The 23,117-nt window shown below is 70.2% G+C and carries 21 protein-coding genes; 10 read left to right on the forward strand and 11 right to left on the reverse strand.

What is annotated here, in order from left to right:
- Positions 1-13 precede the first annotated feature (13 nt).
- Positions 14-1,048, reverse strand: a complete 1,035-nt coding sequence (locus tag KF837_31195; protein ID MBX3231832.1) for a DUF3829 domain-containing protein — start codon at positions 1,046-1,048, stop codon at positions 14-16.
- Positions 1,049-1,146: 98 nt separating this feature from the next.
- Here KF837_31195 and KF837_31200 point away from each other — a divergent pair, with 98 nt between their 5' ends.
- The 3 genes from KF837_31200 (at position 1,147) to KF837_31210 (ending at position 3,625) form a co-directional block, all read left to right on the forward strand.
- Positions 1,147-2,154 (forward strand): SurA N-terminal domain-containing protein, encoded by a 1,008-nt coding sequence (locus KF837_31200; protein MBX3231833.1) that lies wholly within the window; start codon positions 1,147-1,149, stop codon positions 2,152-2,154.
- 23 nt (positions 2,155-2,177) lie between these two features.
- Positions 2,178-2,948: a hypothetical protein gene (locus KF837_31205; GenBank protein MBX3231834.1), complete on the forward strand. Its 771-nt coding sequence runs from the start codon at positions 2,178-2,180 to the stop codon at positions 2,946-2,948.
- A 314-nt stretch (positions 2,949-3,262) separates the two neighbouring features.
- The gene (locus tag KF837_31210) at positions 3,263-3,625 is read left to right on the forward strand and encodes a YegP family protein (protein MBX3231835.1); all 363 of its coding nucleotides are present in this window, start codon (positions 3,263-3,265) and stop codon (positions 3,623-3,625) included.
- Between the two features lie 9 nt (positions 3,626-3,634).
- Here the strand turns inward: KF837_31210 and KF837_31215 are convergent, their stop codons facing one another.
- The 3 genes from KF837_31215 to KF837_31225 form a co-directional block, all read right to left on the reverse strand.
- Positions 3,635-4,843: a VWA domain-containing protein gene (locus KF837_31215; protein ID MBX3231836.1), complete on the reverse strand. Its 1,209-nt coding sequence runs from the start codon at positions 4,841-4,843 to the stop codon at positions 3,635-3,637.
- Between the two features lie 11 nt (positions 4,844-4,854).
- A complete protein-coding gene (locus KF837_31220; protein MBX3231837.1) occupies positions 4,855-6,045 on the reverse strand; it encodes a transglutaminase domain-containing protein in 1,191 nt (396 codons plus the stop codon).
- Between the two features lie 497 nt (positions 6,046-6,542).
- Positions 6,543-6,884: a YXWGXW repeat-containing protein gene (locus tag KF837_31225; protein ID MBX3231838.1), complete on the reverse strand. Its 342-nt coding sequence runs from the start codon at positions 6,882-6,884 to the stop codon at positions 6,543-6,545.
- Positions 6,885-6,975: 91 nt separating this feature from the next.
- Here KF837_31225 and KF837_31230 point away from each other — a divergent pair, with 91 nt between their 5' ends.
- The 3 genes from KF837_31230 to sppA are packed head-to-tail and all read left to right on the forward strand — an operon-like array spanning position 6,976 to position 11,384.
- Positions 6,976-8,298 (forward strand): UTP--glucose-1-phosphate uridylyltransferase, encoded by a 1,323-nt coding sequence (locus tag KF837_31230; protein ID MBX3231839.1) that lies wholly within the window; start codon positions 6,976-6,978, stop codon positions 8,296-8,298.
- A gap of 12 nt (positions 8,299-8,310) precedes the next feature.
- Complete coding sequence (locus tag KF837_31235) at positions 8,311-8,817, forward strand: DUF2505 family protein (protein MBX3231840.1); 507 nt, start codon at positions 8,311-8,313, stop codon at positions 8,815-8,817.
- An 11-nt stretch (positions 8,818-8,828) separates the two neighbouring features.
- Positions 8,829-11,384, forward strand: a complete 2,556-nt coding sequence (gene sppA / locus KF837_31240) for a signal peptide peptidase SppA (protein MBX3231841.1) — start codon at positions 8,829-8,831, stop codon at positions 11,382-11,384.
- Here sppA and KF837_31245 read toward each other — a convergent pair.
- The 5 genes from KF837_31245 to KF837_31265 form a co-directional block, all read right to left on the reverse strand.
- The gene (locus tag KF837_31245; protein ID MBX3231842.1) at positions 11,381-12,169 is read right to left on the reverse strand and encodes a hypothetical protein; all 789 of its coding nucleotides are present in this window, start codon (positions 12,167-12,169) and stop codon (positions 11,381-11,383) included. The genes sppA and KF837_31245 overlap by 4 nt on opposite strands.
- Positions 12,170-12,184: 15 nt before the next feature.
- Positions 12,185-13,333 carry a metallophosphoesterase gene (locus tag KF837_31250; protein MBX3231843.1) on the reverse strand — a complete coding sequence of 383 codons (1,149 nt, stop codon included), beginning with the start codon at positions 13,331-13,333 and terminating at the stop codon, positions 12,185-12,187.
- On the reverse strand, positions 13,330-15,435 hold the full coding sequence (locus KF837_31255; protein MBX3231844.1) for a protein kinase: 2,106 nt from the start codon (positions 15,433-15,435) through the stop codon (positions 13,330-13,332). The genes KF837_31250 and KF837_31255 overlap by 4 nt, the downstream gene beginning before the upstream one ends.
- Before the next feature lie 51 nt (positions 15,436-15,486).
- On the reverse strand, positions 15,487-15,810 hold the full coding sequence (gene trxA, locus KF837_31260) for a thioredoxin (protein ID MBX3231845.1): 324 nt from the start codon (positions 15,808-15,810) through the stop codon (positions 15,487-15,489).
- Between the two features lie 103 nt (positions 15,811-15,913).
- On the reverse strand, positions 15,914-17,026 hold the full coding sequence (locus tag KF837_31265; protein MBX3231846.1) for a hypothetical protein: 1,113 nt from the start codon (positions 17,024-17,026) through the stop codon (positions 15,914-15,916).
- Between the two features lie 48 nt (positions 17,027-17,074).
- On the opposite strand from KF837_31265, the gene KF837_31270 reads away from it, so the two are divergent.
- The gene (locus KF837_31270; GenBank protein ID MBX3231847.1) at positions 17,075-17,848 is read left to right on the forward strand and encodes a hypothetical protein; all 774 of its coding nucleotides are present in this window, start codon (positions 17,075-17,077) and stop codon (positions 17,846-17,848) included.
- 9 nt (positions 17,849-17,857) lie between these two features.
- Here the strand turns inward: KF837_31270 and KF837_31275 are convergent, their stop codons facing one another.
- Positions 17,858-18,322 (reverse strand): hypothetical protein, encoded by a 465-nt coding sequence (locus KF837_31275; GenBank protein MBX3231848.1) that lies wholly within the window; start codon positions 18,320-18,322, stop codon positions 17,858-17,860.
- Positions 18,319-19,359 carry a tryptophan--tRNA ligase gene (gene trpS / locus KF837_31280; GenBank protein ID MBX3231849.1) on the reverse strand — a complete coding sequence of 347 codons (1,041 nt, stop codon included), beginning with the start codon at positions 19,357-19,359 and terminating at the stop codon, positions 18,319-18,321. The genes KF837_31275 and trpS overlap by 4 nt, the downstream gene beginning before the upstream one ends.
- A 177-nt stretch (positions 19,360-19,536) precedes the next feature.
- Here trpS and KF837_31285 point away from each other — a divergent pair, with 177 nt between their 5' ends.
- The 3 genes from KF837_31285 (at position 19,537) to KF837_31295 (ending at position 23,081) form a co-directional block, all read left to right on the forward strand.
- Positions 19,537-20,397: a site-specific DNA-methyltransferase gene (locus KF837_31285; protein MBX3231850.1), complete on the forward strand. Its 861-nt coding sequence runs from the start codon at positions 19,537-19,539 to the stop codon at positions 20,395-20,397.
- 38 nt (positions 20,398-20,435) lie between these two features.
- Positions 20,436-21,434 carry a hypothetical protein gene (locus KF837_31290; GenBank protein ID MBX3231851.1) on the forward strand — a complete coding sequence of 333 codons (999 nt, stop codon included), beginning with the start codon at positions 20,436-20,438 and terminating at the stop codon, positions 21,432-21,434.
- 147 nt (positions 21,435-21,581) lie between these two features.
- On the forward strand, positions 21,582-23,081 hold the full coding sequence (locus KF837_31295) for a chemotaxis protein (protein MBX3231852.1): 1,500 nt from the start codon (positions 21,582-21,584) through the stop codon (positions 23,079-23,081).
- Positions 23,082-23,117: the final 36 nt, after the last annotated feature.

Below are 23,117 nucleotides of genomic sequence, written 5' to 3' on the forward strand. Positions count from 1 at the left end.
CGGCGCGACGTGATCACGGGAACGGCTGGCCGTTCGAGGTGTTGATGAAGTCGTTGTACTCCTTCACCGTCTTGTCCTTGCGGTCGATCGGGTTGCTGCCGTCGGCGCAGCGGCCGATCTTCGCCTTGTCGATCTTCCCCGACGCCGTCTTCGAGGAGGCGGGCGCGCCGCGGAGGCACTGCCACCACAGGTTCGACACCTTCTTGAAGTCGGTCGCTTCGCGCGTGAACGCGGTGAAGTTCGAGTCGGCGAGCGGCGTCGTCGTGAGCGCGGGGTTCGAGAGATCGGCGCGGTGGCTGGCGCCGTAGGCGGAGAGCTCGTCGAGCGCCTTCTCGAAGTCGGTATAGGTCTGGTTGAACAGGTTGAAGTCGACGTCGCGATCGTCGCCCACTGGATCGGCCGACTCGATGAGGTCACGCGCGGTGATGAGGACCTTGCGCCGGCCGTAGCGGAACTTCCGGCCGTCCTCGCGCTCGATGCGCGCGAGGGCGCGCTGCGCGAGCGGTTTCGTGATGCCGTCGACCGCCTCGTGCATGCCGCGGTCGGCGGTGTTGAAGCGCTTCAGCGCGGAGATGAACTGCGGATGGAGCGCCTTGCCGCGCGCCCACTTGTCGTTCTTGAAGCCCTTCGTGTCGAAGTACGTCGCGAGCTGATTGATGATCACGTCGAGCGCCTGCGCCGCGCTGGCGTACTCGGTGCCGGCGATCTCGAGCTTCGGGTCGTCGGGGGGGAGCGTGCTCGCGCGCGATATGCCCGAGGCGCAGTTCGCGGTCACGCCGGGGGGCACGCGGAAGATCGCCGCGAACGTCTCCTTGCCGGTGGGGCCTCCCGGCAGCGGCAGCGTGTCGAAGTAGCGATCGGTCGACCGCGAGATCTGATGCCCGACGGTGTTGATGCACTTGATGTACGCGTCGAGCTTGATGCTCATCTGCTCGTCGGAGAGGTCTTGCGCCGTCGCGTTGCTCGTCGTCGAGCCCGCGCCTGCGTCCGACTTCTTCTTGAAAAGCTTGTTGCAGCTGATCGTCGTGAGGGCGAGGCAAATCCCCACGGCCGTTACCACCACCCGTTCGAAGAACCAGCTCCTGGACATCGTCCGCGGAGGATAGACTCACTCCCAGGCGGTTCGTAGTGCTAAGACCGAAGGGCATGGGCTCACGTAGGACAGCAGCGGCGCTTCTCGCAGCCGCGGCGCTCTTCGTCGGGGCGATGACGGAGGCGCCTCCCGCCGAGGCGGCGATCGTCGAGCGCATCGTCGCCGTCGTCGGCGAGCGCCCGATCCTCCTCTCGGAGCTGCGCCTGCGCGCGCGCCCGCACATCTACAAGCTGCTCGAGCGGAACCCGAGCCCCACCCAGCTCGCGGCGGCGGAGAGCGAGCTGTTCCGCGAGCTCCTCTCGCGCATGATCGACGAGCGCCTCGAGGAGCAGACCGCGTCGAAGGCGAACATCACCGTGCCGCCGGAGGAGGTGGACAACGCGATCCGCACGCTCGCGGCGCAGCAGCACGTGGACCCGGCGATCCTCATCGCGGAGGCGCGGCGGCAAGGCAACCTCTCGGAGCAGGACTACCGCGACGAGATCCGGCGGCAGGTCCTCGAGGGAAAGCTCATTCAGCTCCGCGTCCGCAGCCGCGTGCGCGTGAGCGAGGCGGACGCGCGCCAGATCTACAACCGCGAGATCAAGAAGCTCGCGCAGGAGCAGACGGTCGACCTGCGTCTCCTCGCGCTCGCGATCCCGCCGAGCGCGACGCAAGAGACCGCCGCCGCGCGCATCACGCTCGGCGAGGAGCTCTCGCGCCGCGGCAACTCGGGCGAGGACTTCTGCAAGCTCGTGCACGACTACAGCGACGATCCGAGCACGCGCGACTCGTGCGGCTCGCGCGGCCCCGTCGCGATGAAGCAGCTCTCGCCGGAGCTCCTGGCGCAGGTCGAGACGCTGAAGCCGGGCGAGGTCTCGAAGCCGATCGTCTTCCGCGACCAGACCGGGCAGGCCGGCGTCCTCCTCGCGCAGGTGTCGAAGACGAAGCTCGAGAACGCGACCTTCGAGCAGGTGAAAGAGGAGATGTTGAACGCCGCCTACATGGAGGCGACGGAGCGCCAGCGAAAGCTCTGGCTCCAGGAGCTCCGCCGCGGCGTCTACATCGACGTGAGGCTCTGATCCGCGCGGCGCTCTTCGCGCTCGTGCTCGCGGCGTGCGCAGGCGAGAGCACGCCGCGCCCGCTCACCCCGCCGAGCGCCGCTCTCGCACCGAGCATCGCTCCCGTCCCGCTCGCCGCTCCCGCCCCGAGCGTCGTCGTGCGAGGACAACGTGACGTCGAGGCGTTCGAGTGGCTCTGGCGGCAGCTCCGCGACATGCCGTTCTTTCGCCAGAACCGCTACGAGGTCGGGTTGCCGTCGCATCCGCTCTTCCAGCGTCTGGCGCAAGACGGCATCGCCGGCGAAGACAAGGACGCCGCGCAGCGCGTGTTCCTCGCCGAGGTCTACGATCCGCGCGCTCTCACCGCCGGCGTCGCGGCGATCGAGGCGCGGGCCCCCGAGCTCCGCCCCGCGCTCGCGACGTTCGCGCGCTGGTCTTCGCGTTGGGGCTTCACGTCCGCTCCGCGCTACGAGGTCGTCCTCACGCTCTACGGCCCGGGCGGCTCGTACGATCCCGACACCGCGACGATCACGGTGCTCACCACGCCCGACGGGCGGTTCAAGAAGGAGCCGCTCCACAACCTCGTGCACGAGATGGTGCACATCGGCATCGAGCGCCCGATCGTCCGACGCTTCGACCTGACCCATCACGAGAAGGAGCGCCTCGTCGACCGCCTCTGCATCGTCGCGTTCGCCGATCTGCTCCCCGGCTATCAGCCGCAACCGCTTGGGCCACCGGAGCTCGACGCCTTCATCGACGCCGCGGCGCTCGACGATCTCCCCGCCGCGCTCGGCCGCTACCGACGTCCGCTTTGATTTCAATAAGTTACGACCCACCGTTTCAGTTTCAGATTTTGCCGACAAAGAACCACTTGCACCTACCTGTGTGAGGTGGCACATGGGCGGGGCGTCGCGAGAGAACCTCGCGCGAACGGTGTCCGGGCGATGAGCCTGGGGGCCCCATCGGAACGACCTTTCCAGGTCACCCCTCCGACGTCGATTGCCGAGAAAGGAAGTCTGGAGCACTCGTAGAAATGATTCGTCACATCCTCGCGCTCGTTGCGTGCGTTGCCCTCTCGTTGTCCACCGTCGCCTGCGCGGCCGAGACCGATACCGAGGAAGAGGCCGACGTGACTGACGTGGCCGACCAGGAGCTGGTCGGGCGGAGCGCCAAGTTCGAAGTCTTTCAGGGGAAGGACGGCGACTACTACTTCCGCCTCATCGCCGGCAACGGCGAGATCATCCTCCGCTCGGAGGGTTACACGACGCGCCAGAGCGCGGAGAAGGGCATCGCCTCCGTGATCGAGAACGCGCCCGACGCGCGCAACATCGAGCAGCGCGAAGCCAAGGACGGCAGCTTCTACTTCGTCGTGAAGGCCGGCAACGGCGAGGTCATCGGCGTCAGCGAGATGTACGTGAGCCGCTCGAACGCGGTCCGCGGCGCCCGCGCCGTGAGCGCGCTGACCCGCATCATCCGCAACGACGGGCAGTGAGCGCCCGCCTCAACGCTTCTTCGAAACGTCGCCCTTCGAGAGGTGCCGGACCGCGTCGCTCAGGCCTTCGAGCGTGAGCTGGAACATCGTGAACAGCTTGCCGATCTCCTCCGCGGTGCCGCCGCGCCAGTAGTTGGGCGGGTCCGGGTTCAGCCAGACCGAGCGGCGGAAGTGATCGGCGAGCTTGGCGAGGACCTTGTGTCCGGTCGTGGGCTCGCCGGGCTGGCCCGTCGCGTAGTACTCGTAGTCGCCCATGCCGAGGAGCTCGGCGGGGTGCATCGCCGCGTCGCCGACGACGACGAGCTTCCACTCGGCGCCGAGCTCGTGGAGCAGATCGTCGACGCGGACCGGATCGCTGAAGCGCTCCGTCTCGTAGACGCGCGCGTAGATGCAGTTGTGGAAGTAGTACGTCTTGAGCGAGCGGATGTTCGAGGCGCGCTTCGCGGCGGAGAAGAGGCGTGAGACGACCTCGATGTGCGGGTCCATCGAGCCGCCGACGTCCATGAGCAAGAGGACGCGCACGTTGGATTTTCGCGGCGGACGCGTCACGATCTCGAGCTCGCCCGCGTTCTTCGCGGTCGCGTCGATCGTGCCTTCGAGGTCGAGCTCGTCCGGCTGCCCCTCGCGCTGGAACGCCTTCAGCTTGCGGAGCGCGACCTCGATCTGACGCACGTCGAGGAGCAGGTCCGATCGGTACGGCTTGAAGCGTCGCGCGTCGGCGATGCCCATCGCGCTGCGCCCGCCGCCCTGCGGCCCGACGCGGAGCCCCGACGGATGCTGCCCCATCGCGCCGAACGGCGAGGTGCCGCCGGTGCCGATCCAGCGGTTGCCGCCTTGATGGCGGCCCTTCTGCTCTTTCATCCGCTCTTCGAAGAGCCGCTTCAGCTCCTCCATGTCGAGCGACTTCATCGCATCGAGGTCCTCTTGCGAGAGCTCCTTCCGGTTCGCGGGATCGGCGAGCCACGCTTCGAGCTCCGCGACGAGCTCGAGGCTCTGCGTCTCGATCCCCTTGAAGTGGTAGAGGAACGCCTCATCGAACTTGTCGAGGTCGCTCTCGCGATGCACGCAGACGGCGCGCGCGAGGTGATAGAACCCGTCGAGCGAGCTGTCGTGGAGGCCCAACATCAAGGCCTTCGCGAGCGCGGTCGCTTCCTGCGCGCCGACCCTCACCTTCCGCGAGCGCAGCTCGTACAGAAACGGAACGAACGCCGCGCTCATGCCTCGAGAGCTTAGCGCGTCTTGCCCTTGCCGCAGCGGGCGTCGCCGAGGGTGCGGGCGTGGGCCTCGTAGTCGCCGAGCGGGACGGTGGAGGGGAGGACGAGCGTGCCCTCGTAGACGCCGCGCTCGTCGGTGGCGAGGACGCCGACGGGGATGTCGCCCGCGGTTCGGCTCGAGAGGACGACCTCGACCGTGACGTGGCCGCACGGCTCGCCGTCGGCGGAGACCTGACCCTTCACCGGGAGCGGCGCGCCGCGGCGCGCGTCGGTGCCGCCGAGCGACATCGTCAACGACGACGCGGGCCGCTCGTCCGGCATACCCGGCGCCGTCGGCGAGCCGAGCGCGGTCGACGACGTGCCGCCTCCGCTCGTGCCGCCGCTCGACACCGTGCCGCCGCCGCTCGACATCACGCCGCCCGGCTTGTTCGGATCGGGAGGCCCGCCGTTGCCGCCCGCGGCGGAGCCGGAGCCGGACGGAGAGGGGGAAGACGCCGTGCGCGATTCCTGCCGCGCGCGATCGGCCTGGTCCTGCCCGCGCGTGGAGCCCTGCGGCCACGCGAACGGATCCGGCGGCGGCTCGTAGCTCACGTTCGACGAGAGAGGATCGTGCTGCATGCGGCCCGCGCCGCCGAGGTCGATGCGGCGCCACGCGTGGCCGTCGTTCACCTCGACCCACGCGTGCGCTTCGTTGATGACGACGCGCGCCGGGATGCCGAGCGAGAGCGCGGTGATGAGGAACGCGAAGGAGCGATGGCGGCAGACGCCCTTCTGCGAGAGCGCGAGGTCGAGGTAGATGTCGCTCTGGCCCTTGGGCTCGTCGGCGGAGTCCTGGAACGCGCGGAAGTACGCGACGAGCTTCGTCACGATGTCGCGCGGCGGCATCGAGCGGCTCACGCCGATCTTCTTCTGCACGACGACGGCGGAGGCCTGCACGTTCGACGGGAGCGGCGGCACCGCGCGCAGCTCGGCGCGGGTGGGGTTGCCGAACTCGCCGCCGAAGGCGCTCCGCGCGATCGCGAGCTGCATGACGAGGCGCACGCGCGCGGTCGTGTCGCCTTCGATGAACCAGTTCTCGGCGCCGTCCTTGTAGAGCGTGAAGCGGACGTCCTGCGTGCCGATGCCCGCGCGCGCGTGGAGCACGCGCGTGCCCGGACCCACGGTGGGGATCCGGACTTTGTGGCCCGCCGCGAGGTCGATGACCATGTCCGCGTAGAACGTCTCCTCCGCCGCCGACGGCGCAGGGAGCGGCGACACCGCGATCGACGTCGTGTGCGTGTCGCGCACGCCGAGGACGAAATCCGAGCTCACGGTGTCGAACGCGGAGAGGCGCTTGAAGGGCGCGGTCGACGGCGTGAACGGATCGTCGTACGGCCGGACGTCGGGCTTCTCGGTGTTGCGATCGGGCCGGAACTCGGAGCCGGGCGCGTCCGACGGCGGCGAGCTGTTGTACCGCGTCTGCCCCGTCCCGATCGGGCGCGCGGGATCGGGCGCCGAGACGAGCCCGCGCGGCGTGTTGATCGCGGCGGGGAGATCGCCGTCGAGCGCGACGCCGAGCGCGACGTCCTCCTTCGGATCGGCCGGGATCGGCTCGTGGAGCGTGGGCCCGTTCTTCCCCGCGAGCGCCGGCGCCGGCAAGAGCGCGACGAGCGCGACGAGGACGGTACGAGCCCGGAACGGCACCACGTCCTTAGACTACCTCGTCAACGCAAAGATTGGCTGTTCGCCGGCGACGCCGGGCGCCAGCCGCCGGACTCGTAGACGTAGCGGCCGTCGGGCGTGACGCTGATCTTCGGCGCGGTCCACACCTGCGTCTGCGAGGGCGGGGCTTCCCAGTGGCCCGGGATCCATGCGTATTGCATCCCCGTCCAGTGCCAGTAGCCCGGCACCCAGCTCGCTTGCGGGTTCGGCGCGGGCGCGCGCTCCTCGCGCATCGGCGCCGGCGGCGGACCGCTCACGACGACCCCGCGCGGCGGAGACTCCGGCTCGTTCACGACGCACGCGGCGACGAGCATCGTCCCCATGATCGTCCCCGCCGTCCGCATGCGTCTCATTTTCCCCTCTTGCCGGCAGAACGCCAGCTCCTTCGCGGGAGGAAGCAATCCGCACGCCGGGCATGCGATGATGGCGCGCGTCATGGCCCGACTTCACCCCGAGCTCGAGCATCAGCTCTCCGCGATCGCCCCCGAAATGAAGCGCCGCCTCGACGAGACAGGCTTCGATCGCGCCCGCTTTCTCGATCTCGCGTCGTCCCTCACCGATCTCGCGCCGTCCCTCACCGAGCTCGCGCCCCCCGAAGGGGCCCCAGACGCGGCCGCCACAGCGGGCGCGCAGCGCCCCGAGTCTTCGAGGGCCGTGTCTGGGGCGGGGGTGTCGGGGGCAGAGCCCCCGACGTTGAGAGCGGGGGTGTCGGGGGCAGAGCCCCCGACGTTGAGAGCGCGAAATGCGGTCAAAGGTGAGGTGCGCGCGCCCGAGCCCTCCGCGCTCGTGAAGCTCCCGCCGTCCGGCTCCCCCGAGCACGACCGGCTGCGCGCCCTCGGGGCGGCGGCGCTCGAGCGTGGCGAGCTTGCGTTCTGCACGATGGCCGGCGGCATGGCGACGCGCATGGGCGGCATCGTGAAGGCGCTCGCGGAGGTGACGCGCGACGCGAACGGCGCGCACACGTTCCTCTCGATGCGCCTCGCCGAGAACGCCACCGCGAGCGCGCGCGCCGGCCGGCCGATCCCGCTCTGGCTCATGACGAGCGAGGCCACGCACGACGGCCTCGTCGCCGCGCTCGCGAAGGCGGACGCGCCGCCGCACGTCGCGTGCTTCCGGCAGGACCTCTCGCTCCGCCTCGAGCCGAGCGGCGCGCTCTTCTACGGCGACGACGGTGCGCCGAGCCCGCACGCGACCGGCCACGGCGATCTCGTCGACGCGCTCCGTCGCTCCGGGTTGCTCGACGCGTTCCTCGCGAACGGCGGGAAGTACGTGTGGATCACGAACGTCGACAACCTCGGCGCCTCGATCGACGAGGCCGAGCTCGGGTTCTTCGTCGAGGCCGCAGGGAAGGGGATCGACGTGCTGTGCGAGGTCTGCCCGAAGGCAGGCGACAAAGGCGGAATCCCCGTCTTCGCCGAAGGCAAGACGCAGGTCCTCGAGGAGTTCCGCCTCCCGCCCGGGTTCGACCCGAGCACCGTCGACGTGTTCAACACGAACACGTTCCTCGTCCGCGCGGAGCCGCTCGCGAAGGCGAAGCTCGTCTGGACGTACTTCGAGGTCGAGAAGACGGTCGACGGCCGCACCGCGATCCAGTTCGAGCGCCTCATCCAGGAGCTGACCGCGCACCTCCCGTCGATCTTCCTCGTCGTCCCGCGCGACGGCATCGCCGCCCGCTTCCTCCCGGTGAAGGATCACGACGAGCTGGCGCGGCGAAGGGCCGACATCGAGGCCGTCGCCCGCGCACGCGGCATGATGTAGGCTGGCCGGCGCGTGCACTTCGACATCGTTCACGAATTCGACATCCCGCTCGACGCGCTGGAGCTCGCGGTGATCTCGCCCAACCTCTGCTCGAAGCTCGCGCACCGGCTCGACAACATGGAGCGCATCCAGCAGAAGGAGCACATCGTCGCGGCCGACGAGGTCGAGCGCGTGTGGAGCTACCGCGCGAACATCCGCCTCCCGGACTTCGCGAAGGCCTACGTCACGCCGGAGATGATGGCGTGGGACGAGCGCTCGGTCTACGACATCAAGCGGCACGCGGCGGAGTGGACGATCCTCCCGCACGTGAAGCCTTCGTTCCGAAAGTACTTCGACGCCGCGGGCACGTACGAGCTGACCTCGCTCGACAGCGGCCGCACGAAGCGGACCGTGAAGGGCTCGATCGAGCTCCGCGTCCCGGTCCTCCGCCAGGTCGCGGAGAAGCTCATCGTCGCGGAGGTCCGGAAGACGTTCGACGCCGAGGCAGAGACCTTGCGCGAGCTCGCGACACTCGTCTGAGGAGAACCGAAGTGAAGAACCACGCACGCGCGCTGATCGGGCTCCTTGCCTTCGCCTCCACGCTCGTCGTCGCCGATGCGAGCGCCGATCCGTTCCCCGCGCGCGCGGACCGGATCATGTCGCCGGGGCGCATGACGGCGTCGGAGGACTCGGCCGAGGCGCTGGTCCTCAACCCCGCGAACCTCGCGAACATGACCGGCCTCGAGGGACGCTGGACGTGGGTGCGCTGCCCCGACACGAAGGTCGTCGGCTGCGGTCACTCGTTCGAGCTCGCGGCGCCGCTCTTGTGGGGCCTCGCGACCGGCCTCCGCGTCGACTACGTGACGCCGCCGAGCGGCCCGAGCGGCGTCGGCTTCCCGTTCAACGGCGTCGACTACACGTGGATCACGTGGGGCTTCGGGCACAAGGTCTCCGACCGCCTCCAGGTCGGCGGATCGGTGCAGTGGTCGTATTCGTCCAATCCGTACACCGACGGCCTCTTCGGCCTCACCGCCGCCGCCTCGTACCGGATGTTCACGCGCTTCGGCGTCGCCCTCGTCGCGCACGACTTCAACGGCCCGTCGCTGCAGCCGCTGCCGCCGAGCGGCTTCCCCCTGCTCGGTCGCAACCTCGTCGCCGCCGCGACGTTCCGTCCGACCGGGAAGCGCAACATCGAGGTCGCGCTCGAGGGACGGTGGCTCCCCGACGGCGTCGATCAGCTCCGCCCGCGCGCGGTGGCCGCGATCGACATCCCGGGCGTGGGGCGCATCCGCGGCGACGTCGAGGTGATGAACCTCGGCAACGACGCCACGCGCGGCGTCCTCGCGACCGCGGGCGCGGAGATCTACTTCAGCGCGCTCAGCGCCGGCGGCGGCGCGCTCTTCGGCAACGCGCTCGGCAGCGCGCAGAGCGCGGGCCAGTACGCGACCATCTCGTTCAACACGACGTTCCAGCCGGGCATCCCGCGCCCGCAGCACGCGGTCTACATCCGGATGGAGAGCACGCCCGGCAACCGCGCCCACGTGCGCCTCCTCCGCAGCCTGTGGAAGCTCGCGGAAGAGAAGGACGTCGCGGCGGTCACGATGGTCATGCGCTCGGAGCCGGCGACGAGCTACGCGCACGCGGAGGAGCTCGCGGACGCGTTCCGCGTGCTCAAGGCGCGCGGGAAGAAGGTCATCTGCTCGTTCGAGGACGCGGGGCCGAAGGCGCTCTACGCGTGCGCGAGCGCGGACCGCGTCGTCATCAACCCCGCCGGCGGCGTCCGCTACTCCGGCCTCAAGACGCAGCACATGTACCTCGCCGGCCTCCTCAAGAAGCTCGGCGTGAAGGCGGAGTTCGTCCGCATCGGCGCGCACAAGGCCGCGCCGGAGCAGTTCATGAACGAGCGATCGAGCGACGTCGCGCGCGCCGATCAGGAGGACCTGCTCCGCCAGCACGAGGCCGTCTTCACACGGAACATGGAGCTCTATCGGAAGATCCCGGCCGATCAGTTCCGCGTCGTCTCCTCGAAGGGTCCCTTCGTCGCGAGCGAGGCGCGGGAGGCGAAGCTCGTCGACGGCTTCGCGTTCGACGACGAGCTCGAGCGCGTCACGCAGGACGTCGTCGGCAAGAAGGTGTCCTACGAGAAGCTCGCCGGCGTCCGCAAGGCGTCGCCGTACTTCGGGCCGCGGCCGCGCGTCGGCCTCCTCTACGTCGACGGCGACATCATCGACGGCCGCTCGCGCAACGTGCCGCTCATCGACACGAAGCTGGTCGGCTCGTACACGATCGCGGAGGCGGTGAAGAGCCTGCGCGAGAACGACAGCATCAAGGCCGTCGTCCTCCGGATCGAGTCGCCCGGCGGCTCCTCGATGGCGTCGGACGTGATGTGGCGCGAGCTCAAGAAGCTCGCCGAGAAGAAGCCGCTCGTCGTCTCGATGGGCTCCGTCGCGGCGAGCGGCGGCTACTACGTCGCCTCGCCAGCGAAGACGATCTACGCGCTCCCGCTCACGATCACCGGCTCGATCGGCATCTTCTACGGCAAGGCCGACATCAGCGAGCTGCTCGGCAAGGTCGGCGTCAACATCGAGACGCGCCGCACGACCGCGCGCGCGGACGCGGAGTCGATCTTCCGCGGCTTCACCGACGACGAGCGCGCGGAGCTGAACCACAAGGTCCGTCAGTTCTACGACGTGTTCCTCGATCGCGTCGCGCAGGGCCGCCATATGACGAAAGAGCAAGTCGACGCGGTGGGGCAGGGCCGGGTGTGGGCGGGCCAGCAGGCGCTCGAGAAGAAGCTCGTCGACAAGATGGGCGGCCTCCGCCACGCGCTCGAGGAGGCGCGCGCGCTCGCGAACCTCCCCCCCGACGCGCCGATCGACGAGCTCCCGACCGTGCCGCAGTCGCTCCTCGACTACGCGCTCTCCCTCGCCGGCTTCAAGGCAGGCTCCTCGATCACGCTCGACGAGCTCCCGGTCCAGGTCCGCGAGGTCCTACGCGGCATCGCCCCGATGGCACTCTACGGCGACGGCGAGTCGCTCGCCCGCATGGAGTGGGTCCCCCTCGAGGACACGATCGGCGTCGAAGACGACGACGCCTTCGCGTACTAACGGTACGGCCGCACCGCTCGGTTGAGCGCGGTGGCGACGATGTGGGCGAGGATGTCGACGGCGCCGGCGGAGGACGACGTCATGTGCTTCGAGCCGGACGAGATGATCTGCGTGCCGACCCGCACCTGGAGGAGGCGCGCGTCGTAGGTGGCCTGCGGCGCGAGCGAGCGGAGGAGGCGGATGAGGACCTCGAAGTTCTCCGCCTTCGAGACCTTCATCTCGCCGGCGAGGCCGCCGTAGCGGAGCGACTGCGCGCCGAGCAGCCACGGGTCGCCGTCGCCGCGAAAGAGGTAGAGCACCGGCTCGCGCTCGTTCGTGACGCGCTGCGACTCGCGCTCGACCGTCTTCGTCGTGACGAGCCCGCCGGTCGCGAACGCGCGCGAGAGGCTCCGCGTCTTCTCGTGCGTCGTCGTCGTGTCCACGCTCTGGACCTGATGCGTCGCGCGGACGAGCGCGAAGACGTCCGCGAGCGCGACGCGTCGCTGCTCGCCGTTGCCGTGGCCGACGAGCTCGGAGCCCTCGAACTGGAACGTCTTCGGCCGGAACATGTCGTCGCTCGACACGACCGAGTCGAGGTCGCACGCGACCGCGTCGTGCCCGCGCGCGCGGAGCTTCGACGCCAGGTCGGCGGTGCGCGCGCGGTCCTCGCTGCGGTAGACGATGATCGGCGTCGGCGCGCGGAGCATGACGCCGGTCTCGTAGGTCGTCAGCCCGAGGTCCGCGGCGAGGAGGGGGGCCTCCTGGTCCGAGTGCCGCCCGAGCGCCACGATCGCGACGACGTCCACGCGGCGATCGTACCCTCACCCGGCGCGGAGCGTGAGGAGGACGACGGCCGGCGCGACGCCGAGGCGGATCGGCGGCCCGGTCGTGCCGAGGCCGGGGTGGACGTAGAGGACGGAGTCGCCGCGGCGGTAGAGCCCGATGTGGAACTGGTGCGCCAGCTTCGAGGCGTTGATCCAGCGCCCGAGGAACGGGACCGCGATCTGCCCGCCGTGGGTGTGACCGGCGAGGGTGAGCTCGACGCCGCGCGCCGCCATCTCGGGGAAGCGATCGGGATCGTGCGAGAGCATCACCGTCGGGACGCCCTCGGGCCGGCCGGCGAGGGCGCGGTCGACGTCGGCGCGGCGCGTCCACGTGTCGTCGATCGCGGTGAGGTAGAGGCGCGCTCCGTCGCGCTCGATCGTCGTCCCTTCGTTGCGGAGCACCTTCTGTCCCTTCGCGCGGAGGAGCGAGATGAGCGGCTCGCCCTCGCCGAAGTAGTCGTGGTTGCCCATCGCGCAGAAGACGCCGTCCTTCGCGCGGAGCCCGCCGACGACCTCCGCGATCGCCTCGTGGAAGAGGACCCCGCTCGTGACGAGATCGCCGGTGACCGCGACCGCGTCGGGCGCGAGCGCGTTCGCGCGGTCGATCCAGCGCTCGGCCCACCACGGCGGCGTGAGCGCGCCGATGTGCAGGTCGGAGAGGTGCGCGATGCGGTAGCCGTCGAGCTTCGGGTCGAGGCCCTTCACCGCGATCTCGACGCGCCGGGTGACGAAGAACCAGCGCCGGATCATGACGCCGTAGAAGCAGACGACGAGCCCGGTCGCGTAGCACCCGAGGAAGAAGCTCGCGGACGGACCGCCGAAGAGCGGCGACGCGAGGAGGTAGAGCACCGACGGCACGAGGCAGAAGATGCAGGCCGACCAGTGCACGTAGTACGGCAGATCGAAGAGGAGGATCGGGCCGAACGGACGCGGCGCGTCCCACGCGATCTTCTCGGCGCGGCCGTTGAAGACCCAGACGCCGAGCGCTCCGAGCGCGCCGCCGATCGCGATCGCGGCGCCGAGCGGAGCGCCGAGCCGCCGCGCGAGCTCGCTCGCCGCCACGACGAACGGGAGGTGCGTCGCGGCGGTGATGGCGAGGAGGATCTTCCGGAAGCGCGAGAGGCGTTCGCGCTTGGGACGAGTCACGCCGGCGCGAGCCTTCCTTCGACGACCATTCCGTCGTCTCCGATCGCGCGCACGGTGCGAGCGGCGGCGGCGATCGCGAGCATGTTCGTGGTGACGCCGATGTCGCCCGAGATCCGCATCCAGGTCGGCGCGCCGTCGTGCGTGCCGCGGCGGACGATGCGCGCGGCGGCGGAGCCGGCCCAGGCCTGCGCGTCGTCCGCGACGCCGATGCTGAGGAGGTCCTTCGTCGTCTGCACCGCCTCGAGCGTGGGCTCGAGCGTGGGGCTGAGCGAGAGCGCGTGGCCGCCGACGCCGACGGCGTAGGCGCCGCCCTCGGGGCGCGGCGCGAGCGCGAGGAGGTGACCGCCGCAGATCGATCCGACGTATTCGATGACGCCGAGCTCGATCCGGACGAGCGCGCCCCAGTCGCCGCACGCGATGAGGGTCCCGTTCCGCATCCGCGTGACGGCGTGGAGGCGCGAGCAGCTCATCGTGTCCCCCACCACCGTGACGCGGTCGCCGCTCCACTGCGTGACGACGCCGGAGGTGTTGCCGGGGAACGCGCGCGGCTGGTTCCCGCGGTACGGGCGCTCGCCGACGAGGGTCGTGTGCCCGTTCGCCTCGATGAGCGCGCCGAGGAACGTGATCTCGGGATCGGGCACGCGCCAGATCGCGGTGCCGCCGCCGATGACGTGGCGCGCGACGAAGCCGCCCTCGCCGTAGAGGAGCACGCTCCCGTCGGTGAGCCAGCGGAGGCCGCGCAGCGCGTTGCGCGGGACGTGCGCGGGCAAGGGGATCGAGACCCAGGCGCCGCGCTCCCACTGGACGAGGCCCGCCGCGTTGAGCGCGATCGCGGTGTCGGCCGTCTTGTTGAAGGTGACCGCGCGCAAGACCCGCTCGCCGATCGGCGGCGTGAGCAGCGCCCACGTCCACGCCTCGTTTTCGTGCGCGTTCGGCGGCTGCGGCGGGAGCTTGGGGAGCGCGTTCTGCGCGTCGGTCGGGGCGAGGGCGATGTCTTCGTTCGCGGAGCGGATGACGGCGGCGGCGCCCGGCTCGGCCGGCGCTCGGCTCGGCGTCGCGGTGGCCTCGTAGGGAGAGACGGCGGCGCGCGGCGCGGTCTTCTGGTCTTCGAGCGCGGCGCGGAGCGGCGGCTCGAGCGCGTTCCACAGCGCGGTCGCCGACTCGTGACGCAGGGTCGGGTCGGCGGCGAGGGCGCGCGAGAGCTCGCGATCGAGCGCCTCGACGATCGGCTGCGACGCCTCGAGCTCGGGCGCGAGGCGGTCTCGGTTCTTGATCAACGAAGGCCGCGGCCCGTTCAAGATGCGGGTGATGATGATGAGCGGGTTCTCGCCGTCGACGAACGGGAACGCCGGCTTCGTCGTGAGCATCTCGTAGACGACGGCGGCGAGCGAGAACACGTCCGTGCGCGGCGACACGCGCTTGTTGCCCTGCTCGTACTGCTCCGGCGGCGCGTACCCGAGCGACGCGCCCGCGAGCGCGGCCGTCTTCTGCAGGTTCATGTCGACGAGCTTCACGAGCCCGAAGTCGGTGACCTTCGCGACCTCGACGCCGTTGTCGTAGGCGAGGAGGATGTTCGACGGCTTGAGGTCGCGGTGGACGACCTTCTGCTTGTGCACGACCTCGAGCGCCTGGCAGATCTGACGGAGGAGCCGCCGCACGCGCTCGGCGGAGAGGCCGCGCTTCAGCTTCGTCTGATCGGTCAGCACCTTCTCGAGCGTCGACCCGTCGACGTACTCGAGGACGGTGAAGGGGAGCGTCACCTGGTCGCGGCCGAAGGGGCTCGGCACCTGCGCGACGGCGTGATCGAAGAACCGCACGATGTACGGGTTCGGCCGCCCTTGCGCGGAGAGCATGCGCAGCACCTCCGCTTCGCGCTGGAACCGGCGGAGCGCCTCGGTCGCGAACACGTCCGGCCGCAGCACCTTGACGATGACGACGTTGCCGTTCGGGGAACCGTAACCCGCGCGGAAGACCCAGCCTTGGCCGCCTTCGCCGATGCAGTCCTTGATGTGGTACGCGACGTTCCCCGACCCTTGCAGCACCCGCCCCACGAGCGAGTCGCGGAGCGAGAGTTGGCGCTGCTGGTCGGAGGGCGACTGCATCGAGGGGCGTTCCTAGGTTACCCCCAAACGCCCCGCTCGAAATTGGGGTTTTCAGCCCTCGAGCATCTTGACGAGCGTGTCCTTGTTCGTCACGCCGACGTGCTGCGCCTTCTTCTCTCCGCCCTTGAAGACCATCACGGTGGGGACGCCGCGGACGCCGTACTTCTGCGTGATGCCGGGCGCGTCGTCGATGTCGAGCTTGCCGATCTTGTACTTGCCGGCGAACTCGTCGGCCATGCCTTCGACGATCGGCGCGAGGACTTTGCACGGGCCGCACCACGTGGCGGTGAAGTCGACGAGCACGGGGACGGTCGATTGGAGGACTTCCGCTTCGAAGTTGGCGTCGGTGAGCTCGATGACGTTCTTGCCGGCCATGTTGGCCTCCTGTTCGTTCCGTGAGGGTCTGTACTTCCACTTCGGATGGCGCGAGCCGCCCGACGGTTGCGCAGCCTAGGTACGCAGAATCCCGAACGCAAGCTCAGGGCTTGGCCGGAAGCCGCTCGTCCGGTTTCCGCGGCTCCGGCGGAGGCGCCGGCTCCGGGGGCTGCGCGGCGCGGCGGGCGCGGAGCCTGAGGATGCGGTCGAGGGTGGCGGCGAGCGCGCTCGCGGGGGCGCCGGCGGTGACGCGGACCTTGGCGCCGCTGCGCTCGATGTGGATCGAGTCGAGGAGCGGACCGAGCCCGACCATGCGGTAGGAGAGCTCCTTCGACCAGTCGAAGCGCTTCTTCGCGAGGAGCTTCTCCACCCCTGCGCAGGCCTCCTCCGCGTCGCAGACGAGCTCGGCCGCGATCTCGGCGGAGGTCGCGCCGGTGCCGGCGCGGAGCGCGACGCCGACCGCGGACACGCCGAGGACGCCGGCCATCGCGCTCTCTGCCGCGTCGCGCGCGCCGACCTCGCCCTCCATTTCGTTGCGGATGCGGTCGCGGAGCGAGCGCGGGAGGATCGCGGAGACGAGCACGGTCGGCGCGCCCCAGCCGTCCTTGCTCGTCAGGTCGCGGCGCACGGTCGTGTGCAGCTCGGCGTCGCGCACGCTCGGGTTCTTCGCGTCGGCGGTCGCGAGCATCGTCGTGAGCCAGCTGCCTTTTCCGGCGACGAGGAGGTCGTGCCCGTACGCGAGGCTCGCGCCGCCGGCGTCGATGACGGAGAAGCCATGAAGGCTCTTGGCCTCGGCCTTCGTGCCGCGCTGGGCGGTGAGCGCGTCGGTGCAGCGGCCGAGCTCCTCACGCGAGACGACGACGCGCGCGGCGACGCCGAAGTCGCCTTTGTCGCCGTCCTCGGGCACCGCGACGGCGAGCTTCTCCACGCGCGAGAGCGGATCGAAGCCGCATGCGTCCGCGAGCCGCGTGATCCCGAGCGCGCGTCGATCGACGAACGACTCGCTCTTCTCGGCGAAGAGGACCTCATGGAGGGGAGAGCGGCGCAGCTCGGCGTAGTTGATCGAGGCGAAGAGGAACGTGCTCTTCGGCACCGCGTGATCGGGATCGGTCGGGGCGCTCGAGAAGAGGCCGAGGCCGCCGAACATGAAGAACGCTCCGGCCGCGCCGAGCGTGCCCACGATCGCGACGCGCGCGCGTTGTGAAAGGGCAGGCACCGCCCGCAGTCTATCAGTGCTAGTGCGTTCGGCATGCGGGGTGTGGCGGTGGCCATCCTTCTGTCGATCGCGCTCGCGCGTGTGCTCGTCGCTTGCGACGATCCGCCCAAGCCTGCCGCGCCCGACGCGGCCGCGCCCGCGCCTCCGCCGCCGCCCCCGCCGCGCGAGGGCTGCGCGCGCTCGACCTTCGAAGGGATCGAGACCGACCCCGCGTGTGTGGTGAAGGCTCCGAGCGAGGAGACCGTGCGCGCGTCGATGAAGCAGCTCTCGGTCACGGTGACGCCCGACACGACCGAGACGTACGCCGGCGGCACGGTGCACCTCACGGTGACGATCAAGAACACGTCGCCGACCGAGGCGATGGTGTGGCTCGAGGCGACGACGCGCACGACCGGCGTGCGGACGGACTGGGCGCGGCTCGTCGGCGTCCCGGACCGGCACCCCGGCGCGAGCGACGTCCCGCGTCTCTTCATCAGCCTCACGACGACGGATCCGTGGGATCGCGACGTCGACGCGGTCCCCACCGTCGGGAGCGGCGCGCCGCCGGCGCCGGTCCCGCTCGGCGTCCGCCTCCGTCCGGGCGCGAAGGTCCGGCGCGTGGTGGAGTGGTTCGCGCTCCGCATCCCCGCGCCGCCGCCGATGTTCCAGAACGACGCGGGGCATCGCTTCTACCCGAAGACGGCGGCGCTGCCGCTCGCGCCGGGTGAGTACGGCGTCGCGCTCGACCTCCCGTTCTTCGCGCTCTCGAAGGAGGAGCGGAAGCAGGCGCTGAAGCTCAAGGTGCTCGCGATGCCCAAGCTCGACGCGGGGCTGCCTCGTTAGCGGTCGGATTCAGAGGCCGCCGTCGAGCTGGCGCGTGGGGACGACGGAGTCGGGGAGGTCCGGCTCGATGCGCCAGGCCGCGCCTTCGCGCGTGCAGCGGACGGCGGCGTGCTCTTCGGCGCCTTCGCCGTTCACGTCGACCCACGCCTCGTTGCCGTCGATGCGCGCCGTCATCGTGCGCGGGCGGAAGCGGAGGCCGAAGCGGCCCTCCGCGAGCATCTCGTGCGGCTCGTAGCGTCGCCCCTGTCCGCGGCTCGCGCGATCGGCGCGGTCCTTGAGGTTCGCGCGCGCGTGCGGACCGAGCAGCGCGTACGCCTCCTTCATCGCGCGCGAGTCCTCCGACGCGCTCTCCATCTTCTCGAGCCACAGCCGCACGACGCCTTCGGGCGTGCTGTCCGGCGGCGGCCGCGAGCACGCGACGAGGAGCGCCGCGACGACCGCGACGATCGCGCCGACGAACGAGCGGCGGATCACGCGCGCTCGCTCGCGAGCGAGCCGAGCCCCATCGCGGCGCGGACCTCTTTCATCGTCTCCCGCGCGATGCGGCGCGCCTTGGCGGCGCCGTCGCCGAGGGCCTCGCGGATCTGCGGGAGCTGTAGCTCCGCGCGCTTCCGGCGCAGCGGGACGAGCTCCCTGTCGAAGTTCTCGTAGAGCACCTTCTTGCAGTCGACGCAGCCCCACTTCGCGCCGGTGCAGTTGGTGACGACCTCGGCCTGCGTCTCCTTCGAGGAGACCGCTTTGTGCATCGTGTAGATGTTGCAGATCTCGGGGTTGCCCGGGTCTTTGAGCTGCTTGCGCGCGGGGTCGGTGAACGAGGTGCGGAGCTTCGACCAGAACTGCTCTCGCTCCTCGAAGAGGGAGATCGTGTTGCCCTTCGACTTCGACATCTTGGCCTCGCCGTCGAGGCCCATGATGCGCGGCGTGGTGGAGAGGCGCGGCTTCGGCTCGACGAAGACGTCGCCGAAGCGGTGGTTGAAGCGGCGCACGGTCTCGCGCGCGAGCTCGAGGTGCTGCACCTGGTCGTCGCCAACGGGGACGATCGTCGCTTTGTAGAGGAGGATGTCCGCGCTCATGAGGACGGGGTACGTGAAGAGCGCGGTCGAGACGAAGTCCTTGCCCTCGCCCTTCTCTTTGAACTGCGTCATGCGCCCGAGGTCCCCCATCGGCGTGACGCTCGCGAGGTACCAGGCGAGCTCGGTGTGCTCCCGCACGTCGCTCTGCACGAAGAGGGTGGTCTTCGCGGGGTCGAGCCCGCACGCGACGAGGTCGATCGCGAACCCGTCGATGCGCGCGCGGAGGTCCGCCGCCTCGTAGGGCACCGTGATCGCGTGCGCGTCGACGATGCAGAACATCGTGTCCTCGACGTCCTCCTCGATCTGCCTCCGCCACGTGCGCACCGCCCCGAGGTAATTGCCGATATGGAGCTCACCCGAAGGCTGGATGCCGGAGAAGACGCGCGGTCGAGTCACGGCCGGCAGTCTAGCAGCGTGTTTGGGCGAGAAGTTGGCCATGTAGGCAAATGTAGGCCCCAATGCCGGGCCATGAAGCGCGACGAGAGCGGGGTTCGCCTCTCATGGGCTGGGAAAGACGCGGTGTTCGAGGCGCCGGGCGCGTTGGCGTCGGAGCGGGTGTTGCGCTCGGGGCGTGGGGCGCTCTGGCTCGGGGACAACCGGGCGTCGCTCGCGGCGATGAGGAAGGAGATCGGGAGCACGGTCACGCTCGCGTACCTCGATCCGCCGTTTCTCACCGGGCGCGCGTTCGAGGCGATCGAGAAGGAGAACGCGCCGCCGCGGTCGGGGCCGCTCAGCAAGCGGCCGAAGAAGTTCGCGTTCGACGATCGGTGGTCGGGGCGCGGTGAGTACCTCGAGGCGCTCGGACAAAGGCTCGTGCTCGTGCGTGAGCTGCTCGCGCCGCACGGATCGGTCGTGGTGCACGTCGATCCGAAGACGAGCCACTACGTGAAGGTGCTCTGCGACGAGATCTTCGGCGACGACGCGTTCGCGAGCGAGATCGTGTGGCGCTACCGGCGCTGGCCGAGCAAGACGCCCAACTTCCAGCGCGTCCACGACGTGCTCCTCCGCTACCGCAAGGACCCGAAGGCGGCGCCGCGCTGGAACCAGCCCTACGAGCCGCTCGCCGCGTCGACCCTCGCGACGTGGGGGACGAACAAGCAGCGCGCCGTCATCGAGGCCGACGGGCGCCGCGCGCGATCGTCGACGCTCGACGAGCCCTCGAAGGGCGTGCCGATGGGGGACGTCTGGGAGATCGGCGTCATCGCGCCGGTGTCGAAGGAGCGCACCGGGTATCCCTCGCAGAAGCCGGAGCTCCTGCTCGAGCGCCTCGTCTCCGCGCTGTCCGATCCCGGCGACCTCGTGCTCGATCCCTACATGGGCAGCGGCACGACGCTCGCGGCGGCGGCGAAGCTCGGGCGCTCCTTCGTCGGGGCGGACGCGAGCGAGGTCGCGTTCGGCATCACGCAGAAGCGGCTCGAAGACCTCGGCGTCGCCTTCGAGGAGGACTCCGCCCGCCGGGTGAAGAAGTCCGCGTGAGCCCTCGACGCCTGCGCTCGCTCGCGGGACGATGGAGCATGCTTCGCCGCCTCGTCCCTTCGCTGGCGCTCTTCCTCTTCCTCCTCACTTCCTCCGCCCGCGCGCAGTACGCGCCGTACCCGCAGCAGTATCCGCCGCCCCCGCCGCCGGGACCGTACGCGCCGTATCCTCCGCCGCCGCCGCAGTACGCGCCGTACCCGCAACGGTACCCGTCGTATCCGCAGCAGCCGCCCCCGCCGGTCTGTCCGCCGATCGACGAGGACGAGCCGTTCGAGGTCGAGCCGAACGGCTGCAAGAAGCGGAAGTCGAAGCCGTGGGAGCAGGGCAGCGTGTTCGGCGTCCGCGCCTCGATGACCACGACGAAGGGCGCCGAGACGAACGGGATGTTCGGCGGCGTGATGGTCGCGGGGAACTCGGAGCAGTTCAAGACGACGGGCGTGCTCACGCTCCACGAGTCGAGCCACGCGTCGATCGGCGGCGGCTCGGCGGGCTTCGAGGGCGGGCTCGGCGGGCTGATCGCGCTCGGCGCGCGCGCGCCCTTCGGGAAGGAGCACGGGCCGCTCGCGCGGATCGGCTTCCACGGCGAGCTCCTCGGCAACAAGCGCTTCTACTTCTCGCGCCTCTCGCTCCCGGTCGCGGAGGTCGCGTACCAGTACCTGAAGGGCCGCAACGTCATCGAGGCCGGCGTCCGCGCGGCGCCGCTGATCACGGGGCGCTACAACACGGGCCATCGCACGCGGCGCGAGCTCGGCGGCGGCAGCCTGGAGTGGGGCGGCTACTTCGCGCTCCACTCGCGCCTCCTCCGCTTCGACATGGGCTACACGCGGATCGAGGCGGACGACAACCTCCCCGGCGGCGCCGTCGCCGTGCTGCGCGGGAACGGCTGCGTCTACCTCGGGCGGCTCGGCATCTGCGCCGACGGGATGTACACGCGCGGCGACGGGTATTTCACGCTGCCGCTGTTCCCCGGCCAGCGGTTCGACCGCGACGTCCGATCCTTCTACGGCGGCCTCACCATCGGCGTCGTCGATCTGTGACGCCGCCGGTTTAACCGAGTACCCTCAGCCATTCCTGTGAACCCCAACCAATTCAGCACCAGGCACTTCGCCGGGCTCTTCCTCGTTGGTTTCGCCGCGGCCGCGACGTACTTCCTCCTGAAGGACGCGAAGGATCCGTCGCAGGTGATGCCGACCGTGCTCCTGATCATCGCCGGCACCGGCGCCGTGATCGTCTTCTTCCTCATGGGGCAAGGTGGAGGCGCGCAGGACGTCAGCTCCGTCACCGACGGCGTCAACCGCGCGCGCCGCGGGGAGCGCCCGTCGCCGCCGCTCGGCGCGTCGCCCGAGCTCGCGCGCGTGTTCGACGAGCTCGGCCGCCTCGCGGAGGACGAGAGCAAGCGCGCGCGGGAGGCGCGCGAAGCGCAGGCCGAGATCGAGACGCTGACGCGCAAGCTCCAGGAGAGCGTGCAGGCGCAGGTCACGGCCTCGGAGGACACGTCGCGCCTGGTGAAGGACATCGCCGGCGCTATGCGCGCGTTCTCGACCAGCGTCGAGTCGCTCACCCACAACGCGGAGGAGTCGTCGTCGTCGATCCTCGAGATGACGGCGACGAGCGCGGAGGTCGCGACCAACATCGGCGACCTCGCGAACAGCGTGCGCGAGAGCGTGAGCTCGATCGAGGAGATGGCGGCCTCGATCAAGGAGGTGAACAAGAACATCGACGCCCTCGCGCTCACGGCGGAGGAGACGAGCTCGTCGATGAACGAGATGGACGTCTCGATCGATCAGGTGCAGTCGAACGCGAACGAGACCGCGCGCCTCTCGGAGGAAGTGACGCTCGACGCGGAGAAGGGCGCGGAGGCGATCCTGAAGACGATCAGCGAGATCTACCGCATCAAGGAGAGCTCGCAGGAGGCCGTCACCGCGATCGGCACGCTCGGAGCGCGCATCGACGCGATCGGCCAGATCGTCAACGTCATCGACGACGTCGCCGAGCAGACGAACCTCCTCGCGCTCAACGCCGCGATCATCGCCGCCCAGGCCGGCGAGCAGGGCAAGGGCTTCGCCGTCGTCGCGGACGAGATCAAGGATCTCGCCGAGCGCGCCGGCGCGAGCACGCGCGAGATCACGGACCTCATCAAGACGGTCCAGGGCGAGAGCAAGAACGCGATCACGGCGGTCGAGCGCGGCGCGCACAACGTCGACCGCGGCGTCGAGGTCTCGAACGAGGCCGAGCGCGCGCTCAAGAAGATCCTCGAGTCGAGCCAGAAGTCGACGACCATGGTCCGCGCGATCGCGCGCGCGACGGTGGAGCAGTCGAAGGGCTCGCGTCAGGTCACCGACGCGATCGGGCGCATCTCGGACGCGGTGCAGCAGATCGCGGTCGCGACGGGGCAGCAGGCGAAGGGCGCCGAGCACATCACGAAGAGCGCCGACAAGATGCGCATCATCACGCAGCAGGTCGAGCGCAGCGCCAACGAGCAGGCGAAGGGCGGCCGCCAGATCACGACCGCGATCGAGAACATCTCGGGGATGGTGACGGACCTCAACACCGGCCACAAATCCCAGTCCGAGGGCGCGAAGCAGCTCGTCGCGATGATCACGAAGGTCGAGGAGAGCGCGCGCGCGCAGGAGGCCGCGCTCCGCCAGCTCACGAGCGCGCTCTCCACCTTCCGCCTGCGCTGAGGATCTCGTCGTCGTCGCGCGACCGAGACAAGGGGA

The organism is Labilithrix sp., from assembly GCA_019637155.1.
GTDB lineage: Bacteria > Myxococcota_A > Polyangia > Polyangiales > Polyangiaceae > Labilithrix.

What these genes read in the sequence shown, in the direction of transcription:
- KF837_31200 (MBX3231833.1), top strand. Translation starts at nt 1,147, where the DNA reads ATGGGCTCACGTAGGACAGCAGCGGCGCTTCTCGCAGCCGCGGCGCTC.
- KF837_31215 (MBX3231836.1), bottom strand. Translation starts at nt 4,843, where the DNA reads ATGAGCGCGGCGTTCGTTCCGTTTCTGTACGAGCTGCGCTCGCGGAAG.
- KF837_31220 (MBX3231837.1), bottom strand. Translation starts at nt 6,045, where the DNA reads ATGGTCATCGACCTCGCGGCGGGCCACAAAGTCCGGATCCCCACCGTG.
- KF837_31225 (MBX3231838.1), bottom strand. Translation starts at nt 6,884, where the DNA reads ATGCGGACGGCGGGGACGATCATGGGGACGATGCTCGTCGCCGCGTGC.
- KF837_31230 (MBX3231839.1), top strand. Translation starts at nt 6,976, where the DNA reads ATGGCCCGACTTCACCCCGAGCTCGAGCATCAGCTCTCCGCGATCGCC.
- KF837_31255 (MBX3231844.1), bottom strand. Translation starts at nt 15,435, where the DNA reads ATGCAGTCGCCCTCCGACCAGCAGCGCCAACTCTCGCTCCGCGACTCG.
- trxA (MBX3231845.1), bottom strand. Translation starts at nt 15,810, where the DNA reads ATGGCCGGCAAGAACGTCATCGAGCTCACCGACGCCAACTTCGAAGCG.
- trpS (MBX3231849.1), bottom strand. Translation starts at nt 19,359, where the DNA reads ATGGCCAACTTCTCGCCCAAACACGCTGCTAGACTGCCGGCCGTGACT.
- KF837_31285 (MBX3231850.1), top strand. Translation starts at nt 19,537, where the DNA reads ATGAGGAAGGAGATCGGGAGCACGGTCACGCTCGCGTACCTCGATCCG.
- KF837_31290 (MBX3231851.1), top strand. Translation starts at nt 20,436, where the DNA reads ATGCTTCGCCGCCTCGTCCCTTCGCTGGCGCTCTTCCTCTTCCTCCTC.
- KF837_31295 (MBX3231852.1), top strand. Translation starts at nt 21,582, where the DNA reads ATGCCGACCGTGCTCCTGATCATCGCCGGCACCGGCGCCGTGATCGTC.